Consider the following 14,537-nt stretch of genomic DNA (forward strand, 5'->3'; position numbering starts at 1 on the left):
CCAGCGGGATGCGGACGAATGATTCCCGAGCAAGGGAGGTTTTCGCCATGAGCGGCTTGTACGAACAGGCTTTCCGGCATGTGTTCTATCCCGCCTATGAAAGCGGCTTCCGGCGCCGGGGCACGCTGGCGTGGCTCTCCGAGTACGAGCGCAGCCAGTGGCTGTCGCCCGAACAGCTCGCCGCGCTGCAATGGGACCGGCTAAAGCGGCTGCTGGAGCACTGCCATCGCGAGGTCCCCTATTACCGACGCCGCTGGCGCGAGCTCGGCGTGACGCCCGCCGACATCCGCAGCATGGACGACTACGCCAGGCTGCCGTTGCTCACGCGCGAGGAAATGTGTGAACACCGCGAGGAACTGAAGGCCGACTCCTGGCGCGATCGCCTGCTGTACAAACAGACGGGCGGCACCACCGGCGAGCCGATGACGCTCGGCTACACGCGCGAAAGCCATGACCGCCGCATCGCCGTGATGTGGCGCGGCTATGCCTGGGCCGGATCGCGCATGGGACGCCGCACCATGTACCTGTGGGGCCACCTGGGCGAGGATCCGCGCGCACAACGCTGGAAGGAACGCCTCTACAACGCGGCGCTCGCGCGGCGGATGGTCAACAGCTTCCACATGAGCGAAGCGAACATGGCCGAGTATGCCCAGGCCGTCGACGATTACCGCCCGGACATCCTGGTGGGTTACGTCAGCGCCCTGGTCCGGCTCGCGGAATGGCTGGAAGCCACCGGCCGGCGCGTGCACCGGCCGCAGGCCATCCTGTGCTGCGCCGAGACCCTGCATGAATTCCAGCGCGACCTGATCGAACGCGCGTTCGGTACCCATGCCTACAACACCTACGGCTGCCGCGAGGTCATGCTCATCGCGTCCGAATGCGAGCATCGCCATGGCCTGCACATCAACGTCGACCACCTGGTGATCGAGCTGGAGAAGCCCGCCCACGCGCTGCCAGACGCGCGTACCGGCGAGGTGGTGATCACGGACCTGTTCAACTACGGCATGCCGCTGCTCCGCTATGTCAACGGCGACATGGCGACGGCTGCGACCGGCAGCTGCCCCTGCGGGCGCGGGCTGCCCCTGCTCAGCCGCGTCGACGGCCGCGTGGTCGACATGATCCGCACGCCGGACGGACGCAGCCTGCCCGGCGTGTTCTTCCCCTACCTGATGGGCACCACCGAGGGCGTGACCGGCTTCCAGCTGATCCAGCGCCGGCTGGACCGACTGGATCTCACCGTGGCCCGCGGCGAGGGCTTCAACGACGACTCGGTGGCGCGCATCCGCCACGAAATCCAAAAGGCGCTCGGCGACGGCATCGAACTGGAACTCCACCTGGTCGACAAGATTCCCCTCACGCGCAGCGGCAAGACGCGCCTGACGATTTCGGAACTGTCGTCGTGAACATCACCCACGTGGTCGAAAACCTCAACCGCGGAGGGCTGGAGCGCATGGTGCTGGACCTGGTGAAGCTGCAGCACCGGCAAGGCCATCACTGCCAGGTCGTATGCCTGTTCGAGCCCGGCTCGCAGGCCTGCGAACTCGACGCGCTGGGCATTCCCGTCACGGGCTGCCACAAGCGCCGCGGGCCGGACCTGCGCGCCCTGTCCAGGGCGCGGCAACTGATACGGCGACACGACACCGAGGTGCTGCATACGCATAACGCCGTGGCCCACTACCTCGCGGTGCTGGCCAGTTTCGGACTCGGCGTGCATCGCGTGATCAACACGCGCCATGGCATGGGCATCAACCAGCGCTCGGGCAGGCGCGAATGGCTTTATCGTCGCTCACTGGCGGCCACCGATACGGTGGTGACGGTGTGCGAAGCCGCACGCCGCGACGCGGTGGCGCTGGGCATCGTGCCCCGGCTGATCACCCGCGTGGTACCCAACGGCATTGCGCTGGAAGCGCTCTCGCCCGCATCGGCGCCGATGCAGGCGCGCCTGCGGCACATCCTCGGGCTCACCGACACACGCACGTTGATCGGCAATGTCGGCCGGCTCAACTGGGCCAAGGACCAGGTCGGCCTGATCCGCGCCTTCCGCCACCTGCACGCGCAACGGCCGCACACGGCGCTGGTCCTGATCGGCGACGGCGAATTGCGCGCGGAGCTGCAGCAGTGCGCAGCGGAGGAAGGCGTGCAGGACAGCGTCTACTTCCTGGGTGACCGCACCGATGTGCACCAGCTGCTGCAGGGGCTTGACCTGTTCGTGCTCTCGTCGCTGAGCGAGGGATACTCGATGGCCCTGCTGGAAGCCTGCGCCGTGGCGCTGCCCATCGTGGCCACCGATGTCGGCGGCAATGCCGAGATCGTGCACGACGGCACCACCGGTCGGCTGGTGCCGCCGGGCGATCCGCGGGCACTGGCCGATGCCATGCTTTCACTGCTCGGCGAACCGCAACAGGCCCGTGCATGCGGCCGTGCCGCACGGGCCTGGGTGGAAGAGTACGGTTCGCTCGAGACCATGGCAGGGCGCTACGCCCTGCTCTACCGTGGCGCGATGGAATCAACGTCATGCGACTGCGCATCCTGATCCTCACCAACCTGTTCCCCACGCCGTGGGATCCCCTGCGCGGCGCGTTCAACCGCCAGCAGTTCGAGCGGCTGGGCCAGCGCCACGACGTCGACGTGCTGACGGCGGTGAGCTTTCCCGAGCACCTGGCAGGCGTGAAGGGCGCCGTGCGGGTGGACGGGCTGCAGACCGATCACTTCGTGTTCTTCTATCCGCCCCGCCTCGGCCGCTCGCTGCATGCACTGTGCTGGCTGCTTTCGTTGTGGTGGCAGCGCGGCCGCAAGCTGCGCGCCGGCGGCTACGACTGCATCCTGGCCAGCTGGGCCTATCCCGATGCGGTGGCGGCGGGCTGGATGGCGCGGCGCCTTGGCATACCCTACGTCGTCAAGGTTCATGGCAGCGACCTCAACGTGCAGGCGACCCAGCCCTTGCTGCGCCCGCAGATACGCGCTGCACTGCGCGGTGCCAGCGCCGTGGTGACGGTGAGCCAGGCGCTTGCGGGCAAGGCGGCCGGGCTCGGCGTCCCCCCGTCCCGCATCCACGTGATCTACAACGGCGTCGACCCGGCGCTGTTCTCGCCCGGATCGCGCGACCAGGCACGCTGGCGGCTGAAATTGCTGCCCGATTCGCCACTGGTGCTCTACGTCGGCAACCTGAAGGCCAACAAGGGCTGCATCGACCTGCTGGAAGCGTTTCCGGCCTTGCTGGCCAAACAGCCGTCCGCAAGGCTGGTCTATCTGGGCGCAGGCGCCTGCCATGCGACCCTGGTGGCACGTGCCAAGGCGCTGGGCTGTGCGGAGCGCGTGCATCTCGCCGGTGCCGTGTCGCACGAGGAAACGGCGCACTGGTTCCATGCGGCGGACCTGCTGTGCCTGCCCAGCCACAACGAGGGCGTGCCGAACGTGGTGCTGGAAGCCATGGCGTGCGGCACGCCGGTGGTCGCCACCCGCGTGGGCGGTATCCCGGAGGTGCTGCCCGAACACGCGGGCATCCTGGTGCCAGCCCATGACCGGCACGCCCTGGCCGAAGCCCTGATCGAAGCGAGCGGGCGATCGTGGGACAGCGCGCGCATCGCCGAACACGCCAGCCGCTTCCGCTGGAGCGACAACGTCGACCAGCTGGGACAGCTGTTGCAGGCGGCCGCGCTGGGCAATGCCGCAGCCGATTGCTCCACCACCTGAGCGTTCGCGTGGCTGCGGACGGTGCGCGGCCGTCGCTTACTCGTCGGCGACCTGGGGAACCCTGGCCACCGCCACCGCTGGCTCATCGGCGAACATGAGCTGCAGCCCGCGACGCACACCGACGCGCGGCTCCCAGCCCAGCACCGTGCGCGCCGCACGCAGGTCGAAGTTTGCCAGCGGCCGCAGCGAGCGCACGCGGTAGCGCGTGAGCGGCACCTGGCGACCGAGCAGCTTCCCCAGCAGTTCCACGCCGACGGCGAGCAGCATCAGCGCGGCAGCGGGACAGCGCAGCAGACGCAGCGCCTTGCCGCGCCGGTGCCTGACGCGTGCAAGGTAGTCGCCCTGCGTGACGGTCGCCGGATCGACGATGTGGAAGAGCTGGCCCTGCGCCGGCGCGACCTGCGCGGCCAGCAGCAACGCGTCGACCACGTCGTCGACATAGACCAGCGGCAGCGTCTGGCTGGCGGCACCGACCGCGATCCAGCGCCCGGCGATCGCCAGCGTGCCGTTGGGCGTGACATGTTCCGAACCGGGCCCGACGATCTGGCCCGGCCTCAGGATGACGGCCCGCAGCCCGCGCGTGCGGATGGCTTCGGCAACCAGCTGCTCCGCCGTGAGCTTGCTCTGGGTATACGCACCACGCCACGCCGGATGCGGCTCGATGCGCGACATCTCGTTGACCGGCACCGCCGGATCGCGGCCGGCGTGATCGAGCACGCTGAGCGAACTGACATGCACCAGGCGCGCATTGCCGTGCCTCAGGCACGACTCGACCACGTTGCGGGTTCCCCACACCGTGCCTGCTTCGAAGTCACGCTGACTGCCGCTCATCGCGGCGCCCACGTGGTAAACCGTGCCTGCGCCGGCCACCGCATGGTCGACGATGCGCGGGTCGCCCAGGTCACCGACCACCACCTGCACGCCCGCCTGCACCAGGCCCGCATCGGCACGCCTGACCAGCACGCGCACGCGCTGGCCACGCTTGCGCAGGCTGCTGACCAGCTGCCGCCCGAGGAAACCTGCCGCGCCGGTCACCAGCGCATCCACCGGCTCCAGCGCGGCGAGGCGTGCATCCAATTCTTCGCTGCGCGACGCATCCGCGGCGGCGCACGCAGCCTGCATCCATGCCACGGGACGCCGGCCATCCTCGGCGCGCACCGGTGCGGGCTGGCCGTCGTGCAGGGCGTGCGCAAACGCCTGCGCACTGGCCTGGATGCCCGGCGACGGCCGCAGGCTGCCCGTCGCAAAGCGCAGCACGTTCCACGGTATGCGCACGGCGTCGCGCAGCGCCCCGGTGAACGCGCCCAGCACGATGCCGATGAACTTCGGCCCGGGCAGCAGGCGCCGCACGCGGCAGGTCTGCAGGAAGCGGTCGACTTCGATCACGCCGCGCGTGCAGTGCACGATCAGGCGATTCTGCATGGGCCGCACGTTCCACGAGAGCAGCAGCCGGCCGCTGCCGTGCGCACCGTCCACGCTGGCCTCCCATTCGTCGAACTTCAGGTTCGGCGTGCGGCCGGTGCCGCGACAGCGGATATCCACCCGCTCCAGCGCGCCGATAAAGGCCTCCAGCGTGTACAGGCCATGGACGCCCAGGTCGCGGAACGGGTAAGAACCCTGCTTCACCATGTCCGGCAGCGGGCCGCCACCATAAGCGGCATAGTCGGAGCTGCGCAGCACGTCCACCGCGACCGGCTCACCGCATGCACCCGAGCGGACGAGGCGCAACGCCTGCACGATCACCGGATCGAACAGGTCGGAGTGGTCGACCGACAACACCAGTCCCTTTTCCCGCGCGCGCGCGATCATCGCGTCGCACTCGGCCACGGATTCGGCCATGGGCTTCTCCACGAACACATGGCAGCCCATGTCCAGCGCGCGCAAGCTCAGTGCGGCGTGGCTGGAGGGTGGCGTCAGCACGTAGATCGCCTGCGGGTGCCGCCCGCCCAGTTCGGCCAGGCCCGCGGTGGCCAGGGGAATGCCGAACTCGGCGGCCAGTCGGCGCGCGGCCTCGAGATCGAGGTCGCAGATGCCCACCAGCTCGACGAAATCCAGCCGCTTGAGCGCCGCCAGGTGGTGGCGCGCGACGTACCCCGCGCCGATGATGCCGATGCGCAATGTGCCCGGGCTGCCAGCGTTCATTCCTGCGCCTGCCTCGCGATATGTTCCATGTCCACGGCGGCGAGTGAGGAAGCCACCTCCTGCAGCACGTCGCTCACGCGGCGGTCCCAGGTCTGGTCAGCCACGGCGGCCACGCGCGCCGCGGCGGCTTCGGCCGTGTCATCGCGCAAGGCGGCCTCGATGCCGGCGAGGAAAGCCTCGCGCCCTTCGGCAATGGTCACCCAGCGCGAGAACTTCGCGATCTCCGCGTTGCCCACGGTAACCACCGGCTTGCCCGTGGCCAGGTACTCACGCAGCTTCAGCGGATTGCCATGCTCGGTCTGGCGGTTGTGTCGATACGGAATGATGGCCACGTCGAAGGCTTTGGCCCAACCCGGCAGGCTGGCATAGGGTTGCGGACCGGCCAGCACGACATTGGGCAGGCTGCGCAAGCCCGGCACCTTGATCGCCGCATGGCCGACCAGCAGGAAGCTCCATGCCGGCCGTTGGCGCGCGAGCCACTCGATCAGCTCCACATCGATCCATTCGTGGATCAGTCCGAAGTAGCCGATCACCGGATGCGGCAGCTCGCGCGCCGCGAGCGGAATCTCCGTGGCCGGCTCCATCGCGCGCCCGAACAGGGCCGCGTCGACGCCATGCGGCGAGAAGCGCGTATTCGGATTGACGGCCTGCTTGGCGGCGAGCAGCGCCGGCGGCGCCACGAACACCAGGTCGGCGCGCCGGGTCAGGTCCAGGTCGCGCTCGGCGATCGCGCTGGCGTCGACACCCGGGTGGGCCGCATAGTCGTCGATGCAGTAGTACACGCAGAAGGCTTCGCCCAGCCGGCCGGCGAGGAAGCCCGGATGCGGCGTGACGAACCAGGACAGATGGCGCGCCGTGCCGAGCACGCGCATGGCGCGGCGCACGGCCCAGCGGCCAAACGCGAGATTGAACGCCCGCACGCCCGGCACGCGCGGAAAAGGCAGCTGCGGCACGGTGCAATGCCAAAGGTTGGCGTCGATGCGCAGCGGCGCGCGCAAGGCCTCGCGCAACTTGCGCAACGCGCGCCTGAAGTCGCGCCCGCTCGCCTGCGGCGCACGCATGCCCGGGGAATCGACATACAGCACGGGCAGCACCGATGCCAGCCGCGCGGCCACGTGATGACTGCTGGTGCGATTTTCCGCATACCAGTCGTTGCCGAAATAGACCACGCCATACGGCTCTAGCATCGGTCCTCCACTGACGCGGCACGACGCCCGCAGGCCCATGGATGGCCGGCGGCGAAGATGGCCCGATACATCCCCTGTGGCTCGACCACACGCTCCCCCGATCCAACGACACCGGACAGGATGCCGGCGAGATCTCCGGACGACGCCTGCCTGCTCCCCGGAATGATGTGCCACCGTCGATACCGACGAACCTTCCGGCATGCCCTGACACCCATGCCGAATGCCATTGAAGCCTAGCCCAGCTCCGCTGGGCTTGGAATAAGTCGGTGGCGTTAACGCGACTGGGCATTTGGGCTATGCGGACACTGCAGGCAGGCGCACGGACGTGCAACGCCACCGGCGACGCGCCGGCGGCAGCGTGACCTGCCGCGAGTGCAACCAGTGCGCTGCACTGGCCTTTCGTCATAGCCGTTTGGTGGCATGGCTGCGGCCATATTTCAGGCGTCCGCCGTTGCATAATCGAAGGCGAACGGATGGCCATTCCACCACGCATGACGTCAGGCCTGGACGGCATCCAACGCCACGCCACGACGAACCCTCCCCAGGATCGAACCGCCGCCATGACGCTCCGACCCAAGAAGATGCAGTTGTTGCGGTGGCTGCCGAAGACGGTGGTGCTCACGCGCGGCCCGAGTCGCGGCAAGGCGATCTACCTCACGTTTGACGATGGCCCCCATCCCGACCACACACCAGCGCTGCTCGACCTGCTGCGCGCCCACGACGCGCGCGCCACGTTCTTCCTGATCGGGCGCGAAGCCGAGCGCTATCCCCGGCTGGCCGAACGCATCGTGGCTGAGGGCCACCAGCTGGGCAATCATTCCTACAACCATCCTGCCTTCCACGCGTTGTCGCATGACCAGCAGTGGGAGGAGATCGTGCGGACCGAGCGCGTGCTCACCTCGATCGATGGTCGCACGCAGCATCGCTTCCGCCCGCCTCGCGGCGTCTTTTCGCCGGCACTCGCGTTGCGCTTCGCCTGCAGCCGACGAAACCTTGCGTACTGGTCCTACGACAGCCTCGACTATCAGGGTCGCGCACCGACCGACCTGGCCGAGCAGCTGCGCCAACGACCACCGAGCGCCGGCGAAGTGCTGCTGATGCACGACGACAGCGACTGTTCGCGCCACATGCTTGCCGAGCTGCTGCCCGAGTGGCGCGGCATGGGCTTCACCTTTCCGCCCCTGCCTGCCTTCTAGACGGCCATGGCGATCGCATGGCCACCAGGACCACGCCTCGAGGGATACGCCGATGAGCAGTCACATGGAATCGTGGTCACTCCTGCTGCTGGGGCTGGCAGCGCTGGCAGGCGTCGCCGTCACGCTGGCCATCCGCGCGCGCAACATGCAGATCTGGCTGGGCAGCTATCTGCGGCGACGTCGCGTGCAGGCTCCCCACCCGGTGCACGTGATGTTCTGCTTCGTGGATCATTTCGAACCGGCCTGGGGTCGCGTGGACCTGCCGACGCAGCGGGCGCGGGTCGACCGCTGGTGCCGCGACTACCGGGTGCTGGCATCTGCCCATCGCGACGCCGACGGGCGGCCGCCGCAGCACACGTTCTTCTATCCCGAGGAGGAATACCTCGAGGAACACCTGGAAAAGATCGCGAACCTCTGCGGCGAAGGCTTTGGCGAAATCGAAATCCACCTTCACCACGACGACGATACCGAAGCCAATTTCAACGCCACCATCACGCGCTTCAACGAGCTGCTGCATGCGCGGCATGGTGCGCTGGCGCGCGACCCGCGCAGCGGACGGCTGCGCTTCGGCTTCATCCACGGCAACTGGAGCCTGGACAACTCGCGCGCCGACGGACGCTGGTGCGGCCTCAACAACGAGCTGATCCTGCTGCGCGACCTTGGCTGCTACGCCGACTTCACCCTGCCCTCGGCGCCCAGCGACACGCAGACGCGCATGATCAACTCGATCTATTACGCCACCGATGACCCGCTGCGGCCCAAGTCGCACGACACCGGCACGCCGGTGCAGGCCGGCGGGCGCCCCAGCGGCGACCTGATGATCGTGCAGGGCCCGCTGGGACTGAACTGGCGCAGCCGGCGCTACGGGCTGGTGCCGCGCATCGAGAATGCCGACGTGCGCCGCTCCTGCCCGCCCACCGCCGACCGCGTCGACGCCTGGGTGCGCACGGCCATCCATGTCGAAGGCCGGCCGGACTGGATCTTCATCAAGGTGCACACGCACGGCACGCAGGAACGCGACATGGACACCCTGCTGGGCGAGCCGGTCCACGCCATGTTCGAGCACCTGGAGCGGCGCTACAACAACGGCACGCACCACGTGCTCCACTACGTGACGGCGCGCGAGCTGTACAACATCGTCAAGGCCGCCGAGGCCGGCCACCGCGGCGACCCGTCGCGCTTCCGCGACTATGAACTTCCGCCGCCACCGGGACTTGCCCATGCCCCATGGCGGACAGGGCCCGGACGCGCGACCCGCAGGGATCCCGTCCGTCACGCAGGAGTGGAGGACTAGTGATGCACTGGCGCGCAAAGGGCGTGGTGCAGAAAGTGCTTGGGCATGCCCCCGGCGGCGTCCATGCGCACTATCTCCTGCAGCGGCGCTTTGGCGGCCTGCGCAACCTGGGCGACGAGTTCGAGGCGAAGCTCGGCGACTGGCGACTGATGGTCAGCCACCTGCGCGACGCCGGTCGCTCCATCGTCGATGCGCGCCTGCTGGAGATCGGCAGTGGCTGGTATCCGGCGTTTCCGTTCGCCTGCTTCCTTGGCGGTGCGCGCAATGTGATCACGGTGGACTGCCGCCGCCGTCTCAAGGCGGAGCTGGCCAGGGACTGCGCCATCGAGCTATCGCGCTTCACCTCGTTCATCGCCGACGCTTGCGGCGTGCTGGAGCGCGACGTGCGCGAACGCCAGCGGCAACTGGAGCGGCGCCTGGCCGAATGCTTCGACCTGCATGCCGCCACCGATGGCGTCGTCACCTACGACGCGCCCGTCGATGCGACCAATACGCGCTTTGGGCCGCAGCAGCTCGATTGCGTGTTCTCCAACTGCGTGCTCGAGCACGTCAGGCCGGACGCCATCGATGGGATCTTCCGCGAGGCCTTGCGCATCCTGTCGCCGGGCGGCCTGATGTTCCATTCGATCAACTGCGGCGACCATTACGCCAGCATCGACCGCGGCATCACCCGGCTCAATTACCTGAAGTACTCCGATACCCAGTGGCGCCGCTGGAACAATCCCTTCCTCTACCAGAACCGCTTGCGCGCATTCGAATTCACTGAACGCGCGCAATCGGCGGGCTTCCAGATCCTGATGAGCACCGAGAACCCGCCCGCAAGCCAGCTCAGGGAGCTCGCCGGGCTCCGCGTGCATCCCCAGTTCGCCCATATCCCGCCCGAACGGCTCTGCGTCACCTCGGTCGACTTCGTCGCGCGCAAACCCGATGCCGTGGCGCCGTGATGAGCGACGACCTGGTCAGCGTGATCATGCCCGCGTACAACGCGGCACTGACCATTGGCGACTCCGCCGCGTCGGTGCTGGCGCAGACCCATCCGACCCTGGAACTGATCGTGGTGGACGATGGATCGCGCGACGACACGCGTCGCCTGGTCGACGCGATGGCCATGGTCGACCCGCGCGTGCGCCTGATCGCCCTGCCCGCCAACGCTGGCGTGGCGGCGGCGCGCAATGCGGGCATCGCGGCGGCGCGTGGCAGCTACATCGCGTTCCTGGACAGCGACGACCGCTGGCATCCGCGCAAGCTGCAACTCCAGCTCGAACACCTGCGCCGCAGCGGGGCGCGCATTGCCTATGCCGCCTACGACCGCGTGGACCGTCACGGCCGCGTGCTGTCCCACGTGCGCCCGCCGCGCTCGCTGTCCCATGCCGAACTGCTCAAGAGCAACCACATCGGCAACCTCACCGGGATCTACCACCGCAGCCTGGGCGATGCGCGTTTCCGCGCCATTGGCCACGAGGATTACGCGTTCTGGCTGGAGATGCTGCGCCGCGCCGGCAAGGCGACCTGCGTGCCGTCCGACGGCGCCCTCGCCTGGTACCTGGCGCGCGAGGACTCGCTCTCGTCCGACAAGTTGCGCGCGGCGCGCTGGCAGTGGCGCATCTACCGCGACATCGAACAGCTCGGTCGCATCGCCGCCTCGCGCTACATGTGCCACTACGCCTGGCAGGCCGTGCGCAAGCGCAGCTGACGCCGCGGCGCGTTCTGGTCAGGACGCCGCCATCACCCGCAGCGTATGCAGGCCACGCAGGAACAGGCGGCCCGGCCCGCCCAACCGACCGGCGATGGACGTGAGCAAGCCATAGTCTTCGTCCGTCCAGTAGCGCACCAGCACGCCGGCCGGCACGTAGATGCACAGGAACGCCAGCGACGCCGGGACGAAGGCATAGCGACCGGGCACCACTTCGATCACCAGCCAGGCGACGGCGGTGGCCACCAGCCCGACCGCGAACAGCCGCGACATCGCGCCCCACGGAATGCCGTCACGCGTAATGCGGCGCAGGTAGTAGACCGCGAGCATCCATTCCAGGATGCGGGTGCCGCCATAGGTCAGCACGGCACCGGTCAATCCGTATCGCGGCACCAGCAGGACACCCAGCATGACATTGCCGATCATCCCGTAGACACCGATGCGTATGCGGTCGTCCTGGCGATCGACCACCGTCTGGAAGGCCACGATGCCGTTGCCGATCAGCAGCAGGCCAGCCAGCACCAGGGTCACCTCGATGGCGGGAATGGCCTCGGCATAGCGATTGCCATACATCAAGGTGACGATGTCCGGCGTGGTCACCAGGCCGATGCCGGCAATGGCGACGCCCGCGGCCCAGTAGAAGCGCGTCGCCTCGGCCAGGAAGCGTGCCGCATGCGCCTGGCCGCGCTGGCCATAGGCCTTGGCCATGTAGGGCAGCAGCGTCGCGGTGAGCCCGACCGAAAACAGGTCGACGGCGCCGCGGGTCAGCGTCGAGGCGATGGAGAAGAAGCCCACCGCCGTCGAGGTCGCGAAATTGTTGAGCAGGAACATCTCGACCGTGCCGCCCTTGATCGACAGCAGCAACACCAGCAGCGCGGTAAGCCACAGGTGCCGTCGCAGGCGCACCGCGACGTCCTCCGGCACGGCACCGGGCCCGAACGGACGACAGTAACGGCGGTAGGCGATGCGGTTGATCAGGTTGAGCGACAGCGAGGAGATCGTATAGATCGCAATGAAGGCCAGCAGGTCGGCATGCAGCACGGTGGCGGTGATCACCAGGGCCACGCTGAAGCCGCCGGTCAGCACGGTGGCGATGGCTTCAGTCTCGAACCGCTCCTGCCCCTTGGCGATGGCCACCAGCATGGCGTAATTGGCCCGCGCAGCCACGGCGAGGATGGACAACACGATGATCGGCCCGAGGAAGCTGCGCCATTCGCTCGGCTGCACGATCAGCGCGGTCAGCGCGAAGAAGCCGATCACCGCGGCGACGCTGAGGTGTTGCACGCGATTGAGCCGGGACGCGATGTGCGAGGCGATGTCCTCCCGGCCCGCACCGTCCGCCTCGGCGATGAACTTCATCGACGAGGTGGTGAGCGCATGGTTGCTGCACATGATCAGCCAGCGGCACAGCCACACGGTGAAGGCGTAACGGCCAAAGTCCGCCGGCCCGAGCGCGCGGGCGATCCACACGCTGAGCACCAGGCCCAGTCCATACTCGATATAGGTGGAGACCGAGACGATGGTGACGCTGCGCAGCACGGCAATCCGCTGGTTCATCGCCTGACCGCCGCTGCCGTTGCCATGCTGCCTGGATGCCGGGTCATGCCGCTCACCGCTTGGCCTGCAGGTGGTTGGGACCGGCCGCTCCGCTGCCCGGCGGCTGGTGGATCAGCCACTGCACCACGCCGGCGCCACGGTTGTTCCAGTTGAAGCGCCGGAAGGTGTCGCCGATGGCGGCGCACTCGAGGTTGTAGGACGAACCCAGTGCCTCCAGGCGCCGCTTCAGCGCCGCGCTTTGCGCCGGGTCCTGCTCGAAGTAGTACGCGGCGGCAACGGGCAAGCCCAGTTCCACGTTGTGCGCGTCGCTGTACCAGCCTTCGGAATCCTCGATGTCGGAAAGCGCCTTGGTGCTGGCCTTGGCCGACGACCAGTACCAGGCGATCAGGCCGTCCGGCCCGGTGCAGGGAAAGCGCCAGTCGTGGCCCGACGCCAGCAGCCTGGGGTCGACCCAGCCGTGCTTCTCCAGGTACCGGCCATAAGCCGTGATCATCTCCGGAATGCGCTTGTCGCCCGTCACCAGCCAGGCATGCCAGAGGCCGTCGACGATGTTCTCGCTCATCCATGGCGAGTTGCCGCGCACGTCGGTGGCGGGGTTCCAGGTATCGCCCTCGTGCACCTGCCAGCTGTTGCGCCAGGAACCGTCGTTGCCCAGGCCGTCTGGGTTGTTGCGCTGGTGCTCGTACAGCCAGCCCACGCGGTCATTGATCAGGCCGAGGTAGTGCTGCTGGCCCGTCAGCTCAAAGGCGCTCACGGTCTCGAGCAGGCCCAGGCCGGCCTGGCGCTCGGTGAAGAATTCCGAGGGATTGCTGTAACGCCCGGGCCGCCCGCTCCAGCCGCCGTTCTCCCACAGGGTCACCATCTTGCCGACGGTGGTGGCATCGTGGGTGGCATCGTTGCCGGTCAGCGCGACCGCCAGCAGGATCGGCTCCATGTAGACGTACTTGGTGTCGCAGGGCTTGCCGCCCATGGTCCAGCCGCCACCGCAGAACGGACTCATCGGCAGGCCGTCGCGCTGGATGTAATTCATGTAGAAGCGATAGCTGCTGTCCGCTGCCTGCAGGTAATCCAGGCGCCCGGTACGCAGGTAGGCCTTGAACAGCGTGCTCGGGCGATCGAACAACCACGCCGAATAGTCGTCCACCGGCAGCTTGCTGGCCCATTCGAACTGGCGCGACACGTACTTCGCATAAGCTTCGTTCGCCGTCGCCGGCAGCTGCGGGCCCGCGATCAGCGAGGCGCACAGCCACGCCGGCGTCAGCGTGCCCAGCACCATCGGCACGCGCTGGCCATGCGCACCGTCGATCAGCCCGGTTTCGTACGGCCAGCCGGCGATCTCCTGCACGCGCGGCTTGCCGATGGCGAAGTAATACGTTTCCTGCTCGGCAGTCATCGGCGCGCGAAACTGGGCCCGCACCGCGCGGATGCTGCCGTCCTTGAAGTGCCAGGTCAGCATGGGCTTCACCGCCGCGGGCACTTCCCTCCCCTGCGCATCCAGGATGCGCACCAGCTTCGCATCGGTGAGCACGCCAGGCGGAAACGGTATGCCCACCGAGGCGAGCACCGGCGAGCCGGAGCCACCGTTGCGATGCAGGACGATGCGCTGGTCGGCCACCAGCTCGCCGCTGGTCGCGTCGGCGTCACCCCGGGCGGATGCGCCGTGGGCGGACTGTCCCCGCACGCCGGCGGCCAGCACCCCCGCCGGTATCGCCACCAGCATCGCCAGCAGCAGGAGCATCGCCGTCAGCCGCGACGCGGAGGCCGCGGCCATGGAC

The 14,537-nt window shown here is 68.3% G+C and carries 11 protein-coding genes; 7 read left to right on the forward strand and 4 right to left on the reverse strand.

Annotation, left to right across the window (positions count from 1 at the left end):
• The first annotated feature begins 47 nt into the window (after positions 1 to 47).
• From ACXU4B_RS05465 to ACXU4B_RS05475, 3 genes are read left to right on the forward strand one after another with little or no spacing between them, the layout of a single operon-like run.
• The gene (locus ACXU4B_RS05465) at positions 48 to 1,403 is read left to right on the forward strand and encodes a phenylacetate--CoA ligase family protein (protein ID WP_131408478.1); all 1,356 of its coding nucleotides are present in this window, start codon (positions 48 to 50) and stop codon (positions 1,401 to 1,403) included.
• On the forward strand, positions 1,400 to 2,533 hold the full coding sequence (locus ACXU4B_RS05470; RefSeq protein ID WP_131408480.1) for a glycosyltransferase: 1,134 nt from the start codon (positions 1,400 to 1,402) through the stop codon (positions 2,531 to 2,533). Before ACXU4B_RS05465 ends, ACXU4B_RS05470 begins: the two co-directional genes overlap by 4 nt.
• Positions 2,515 to 3,693 carry a glycosyltransferase family 4 protein gene (locus ACXU4B_RS05475; protein WP_131408482.1) on the forward strand — a complete coding sequence of 393 codons (1,179 nt, stop codon included), beginning with the start codon at positions 2,515 to 2,517 and terminating at the stop codon, positions 3,691 to 3,693. Before ACXU4B_RS05470 ends, ACXU4B_RS05475 begins: the two co-directional genes overlap by 19 nt.
• Positions 3,694 to 3,729: 36 nt before the next feature.
• On the opposite strand, the gene ACXU4B_RS05480 is transcribed toward ACXU4B_RS05475, so the two are convergent.
• Positions 3,730 to 5,835 carry an NAD-dependent epimerase/dehydratase family protein gene (locus tag ACXU4B_RS05480; protein ID WP_131408484.1) on the reverse strand — a complete coding sequence of 702 codons (2,106 nt, stop codon included), beginning with the start codon at positions 5,833 to 5,835 and terminating at the stop codon, positions 3,730 to 3,732.
• Positions 5,832 to 7,022: a glycosyltransferase gene (locus tag ACXU4B_RS05485; protein WP_165583152.1), complete on the reverse strand. Its 1,191-nt coding sequence runs from the start codon at positions 7,020 to 7,022 to the stop codon at positions 5,832 to 5,834. The genes ACXU4B_RS05480 and ACXU4B_RS05485 overlap by 4 nt, the downstream gene beginning before the upstream one ends.
• A 560-nt stretch (positions 7,023 to 7,582) precedes the next feature.
• Between ACXU4B_RS05485 and ACXU4B_RS05490 the strand changes: the two genes are divergently transcribed.
• From ACXU4B_RS05490 to ACXU4B_RS05505, 4 genes are read left to right on the forward strand one after another with little or no spacing between them, the layout of a single operon-like run.
• On the forward strand, positions 7,583 to 8,218 hold the full coding sequence (locus ACXU4B_RS05490; protein ID WP_131408488.1) for a polysaccharide deacetylase family protein: 636 nt from the start codon (positions 7,583 to 7,585) through the stop codon (positions 8,216 to 8,218).
• 52 nt (positions 8,219 to 8,270) lie between these two features.
• On the forward strand, positions 8,271 to 9,512 hold the full coding sequence (locus tag ACXU4B_RS05495; RefSeq protein WP_240734020.1) for a hypothetical protein: 1,242 nt from the start codon (positions 8,271 to 8,273) through the stop codon (positions 9,510 to 9,512).
• A gap of 2 nt (positions 9,513 to 9,514) precedes the next feature.
• Positions 9,515 to 10,456, forward strand: a complete 942-nt coding sequence (locus tag ACXU4B_RS05500; RefSeq protein WP_165583153.1) for a class I SAM-dependent methyltransferase — start codon at positions 9,515 to 9,517, stop codon at positions 10,454 to 10,456.
• Positions 10,456 to 11,205 (forward strand): glycosyltransferase family 2 protein, encoded by a 750-nt coding sequence (locus tag ACXU4B_RS05505; protein WP_131408492.1) that lies wholly within the window; start codon positions 10,456 to 10,458, stop codon positions 11,203 to 11,205. Before ACXU4B_RS05500 ends, ACXU4B_RS05505 begins: the two co-directional genes overlap by 1 nt.
• An 18-nt stretch (positions 11,206 to 11,223) precedes the next feature.
• Here the strand turns inward: ACXU4B_RS05505 and ACXU4B_RS05510 are convergent, their stop codons facing one another.
• Both ACXU4B_RS05510 and ACXU4B_RS05515 read right to left on the reverse strand, forming a co-directional pair.
• Complete coding sequence (locus ACXU4B_RS05510) at positions 11,224 to 12,762, reverse strand: oligosaccharide flippase family protein (RefSeq protein ID WP_131408494.1); 1,539 nt, start codon at positions 12,760 to 12,762, stop codon at positions 11,224 to 11,226.
• 52 nt (positions 12,763 to 12,814) lie between these two features.
• The gene (locus tag ACXU4B_RS05515; protein WP_131408496.1) at positions 12,815 to 14,533 is read right to left on the reverse strand and encodes a hypothetical protein; all 1,719 of its coding nucleotides are present in this window, start codon (positions 14,531 to 14,533) and stop codon (positions 12,815 to 12,817) included.
• Positions 14,534 to 14,537: the final 4 nt, after the last annotated feature.

Source organism: Dyella soli, assembly GCF_054482295.1.

What these genes read in the sequence shown, in the direction of transcription:
- ACXU4B_RS05475 (WP_131408482.1), top strand. Translation starts at nt 2,515, where the DNA reads ATGCGACTGCGCATCCTGATCCTCACCAACCTGTTCCCCACGCCGTGG.
- ACXU4B_RS05480 (WP_131408484.1), bottom strand. Translation starts at nt 5,835, where the DNA reads ATGAACGCTGGCAGCCCGGGCACATTGCGCATCGGCATCATCGGCGCG.
- ACXU4B_RS05500 (WP_165583153.1), top strand. Translation starts at nt 9,515, where the DNA reads ATGCACTGGCGCGCAAAGGGCGTGGTGCAGAAAGTGCTTGGGCATGCC.
- ACXU4B_RS05515 (WP_131408496.1), bottom strand. Translation starts at nt 14,533, where the DNA reads ATGGCCGCGGCCTCCGCGTCGCGGCTGACGGCGATGCTCCTGCTGCTG.
- ACXU4B_RS05485 (WP_165583152.1), bottom strand. Translation starts at nt 7,022, where the DNA reads ATGCTAGAGCCGTATGGCGTGGTCTATTTCGGCAACGACTGGTATGCG.
- ACXU4B_RS05465 (WP_131408478.1), top strand. Translation starts at nt 48, where the DNA reads ATGAGCGGCTTGTACGAACAGGCTTTCCGGCATGTGTTCTATCCCGCC.
- ACXU4B_RS05510 (WP_131408494.1), bottom strand. Translation starts at nt 12,762, where the DNA reads ATGAACCAGCGGATTGCCGTGCTGCGCAGCGTCACCATCGTCTCGGTC.
- ACXU4B_RS05490 (WP_131408488.1), top strand. Translation starts at nt 7,583, where the DNA reads ATGACGCTCCGACCCAAGAAGATGCAGTTGTTGCGGTGGCTGCCGAAG.
- ACXU4B_RS05495 (WP_240734020.1), top strand. Translation starts at nt 8,271, where the DNA reads ATGAGCAGTCACATGGAATCGTGGTCACTCCTGCTGCTGGGGCTGGCA.
- ACXU4B_RS05505 (WP_131408492.1), top strand. Translation starts at nt 10,456, where the DNA reads ATGAGCGACGACCTGGTCAGCGTGATCATGCCCGCGTACAACGCGGCA.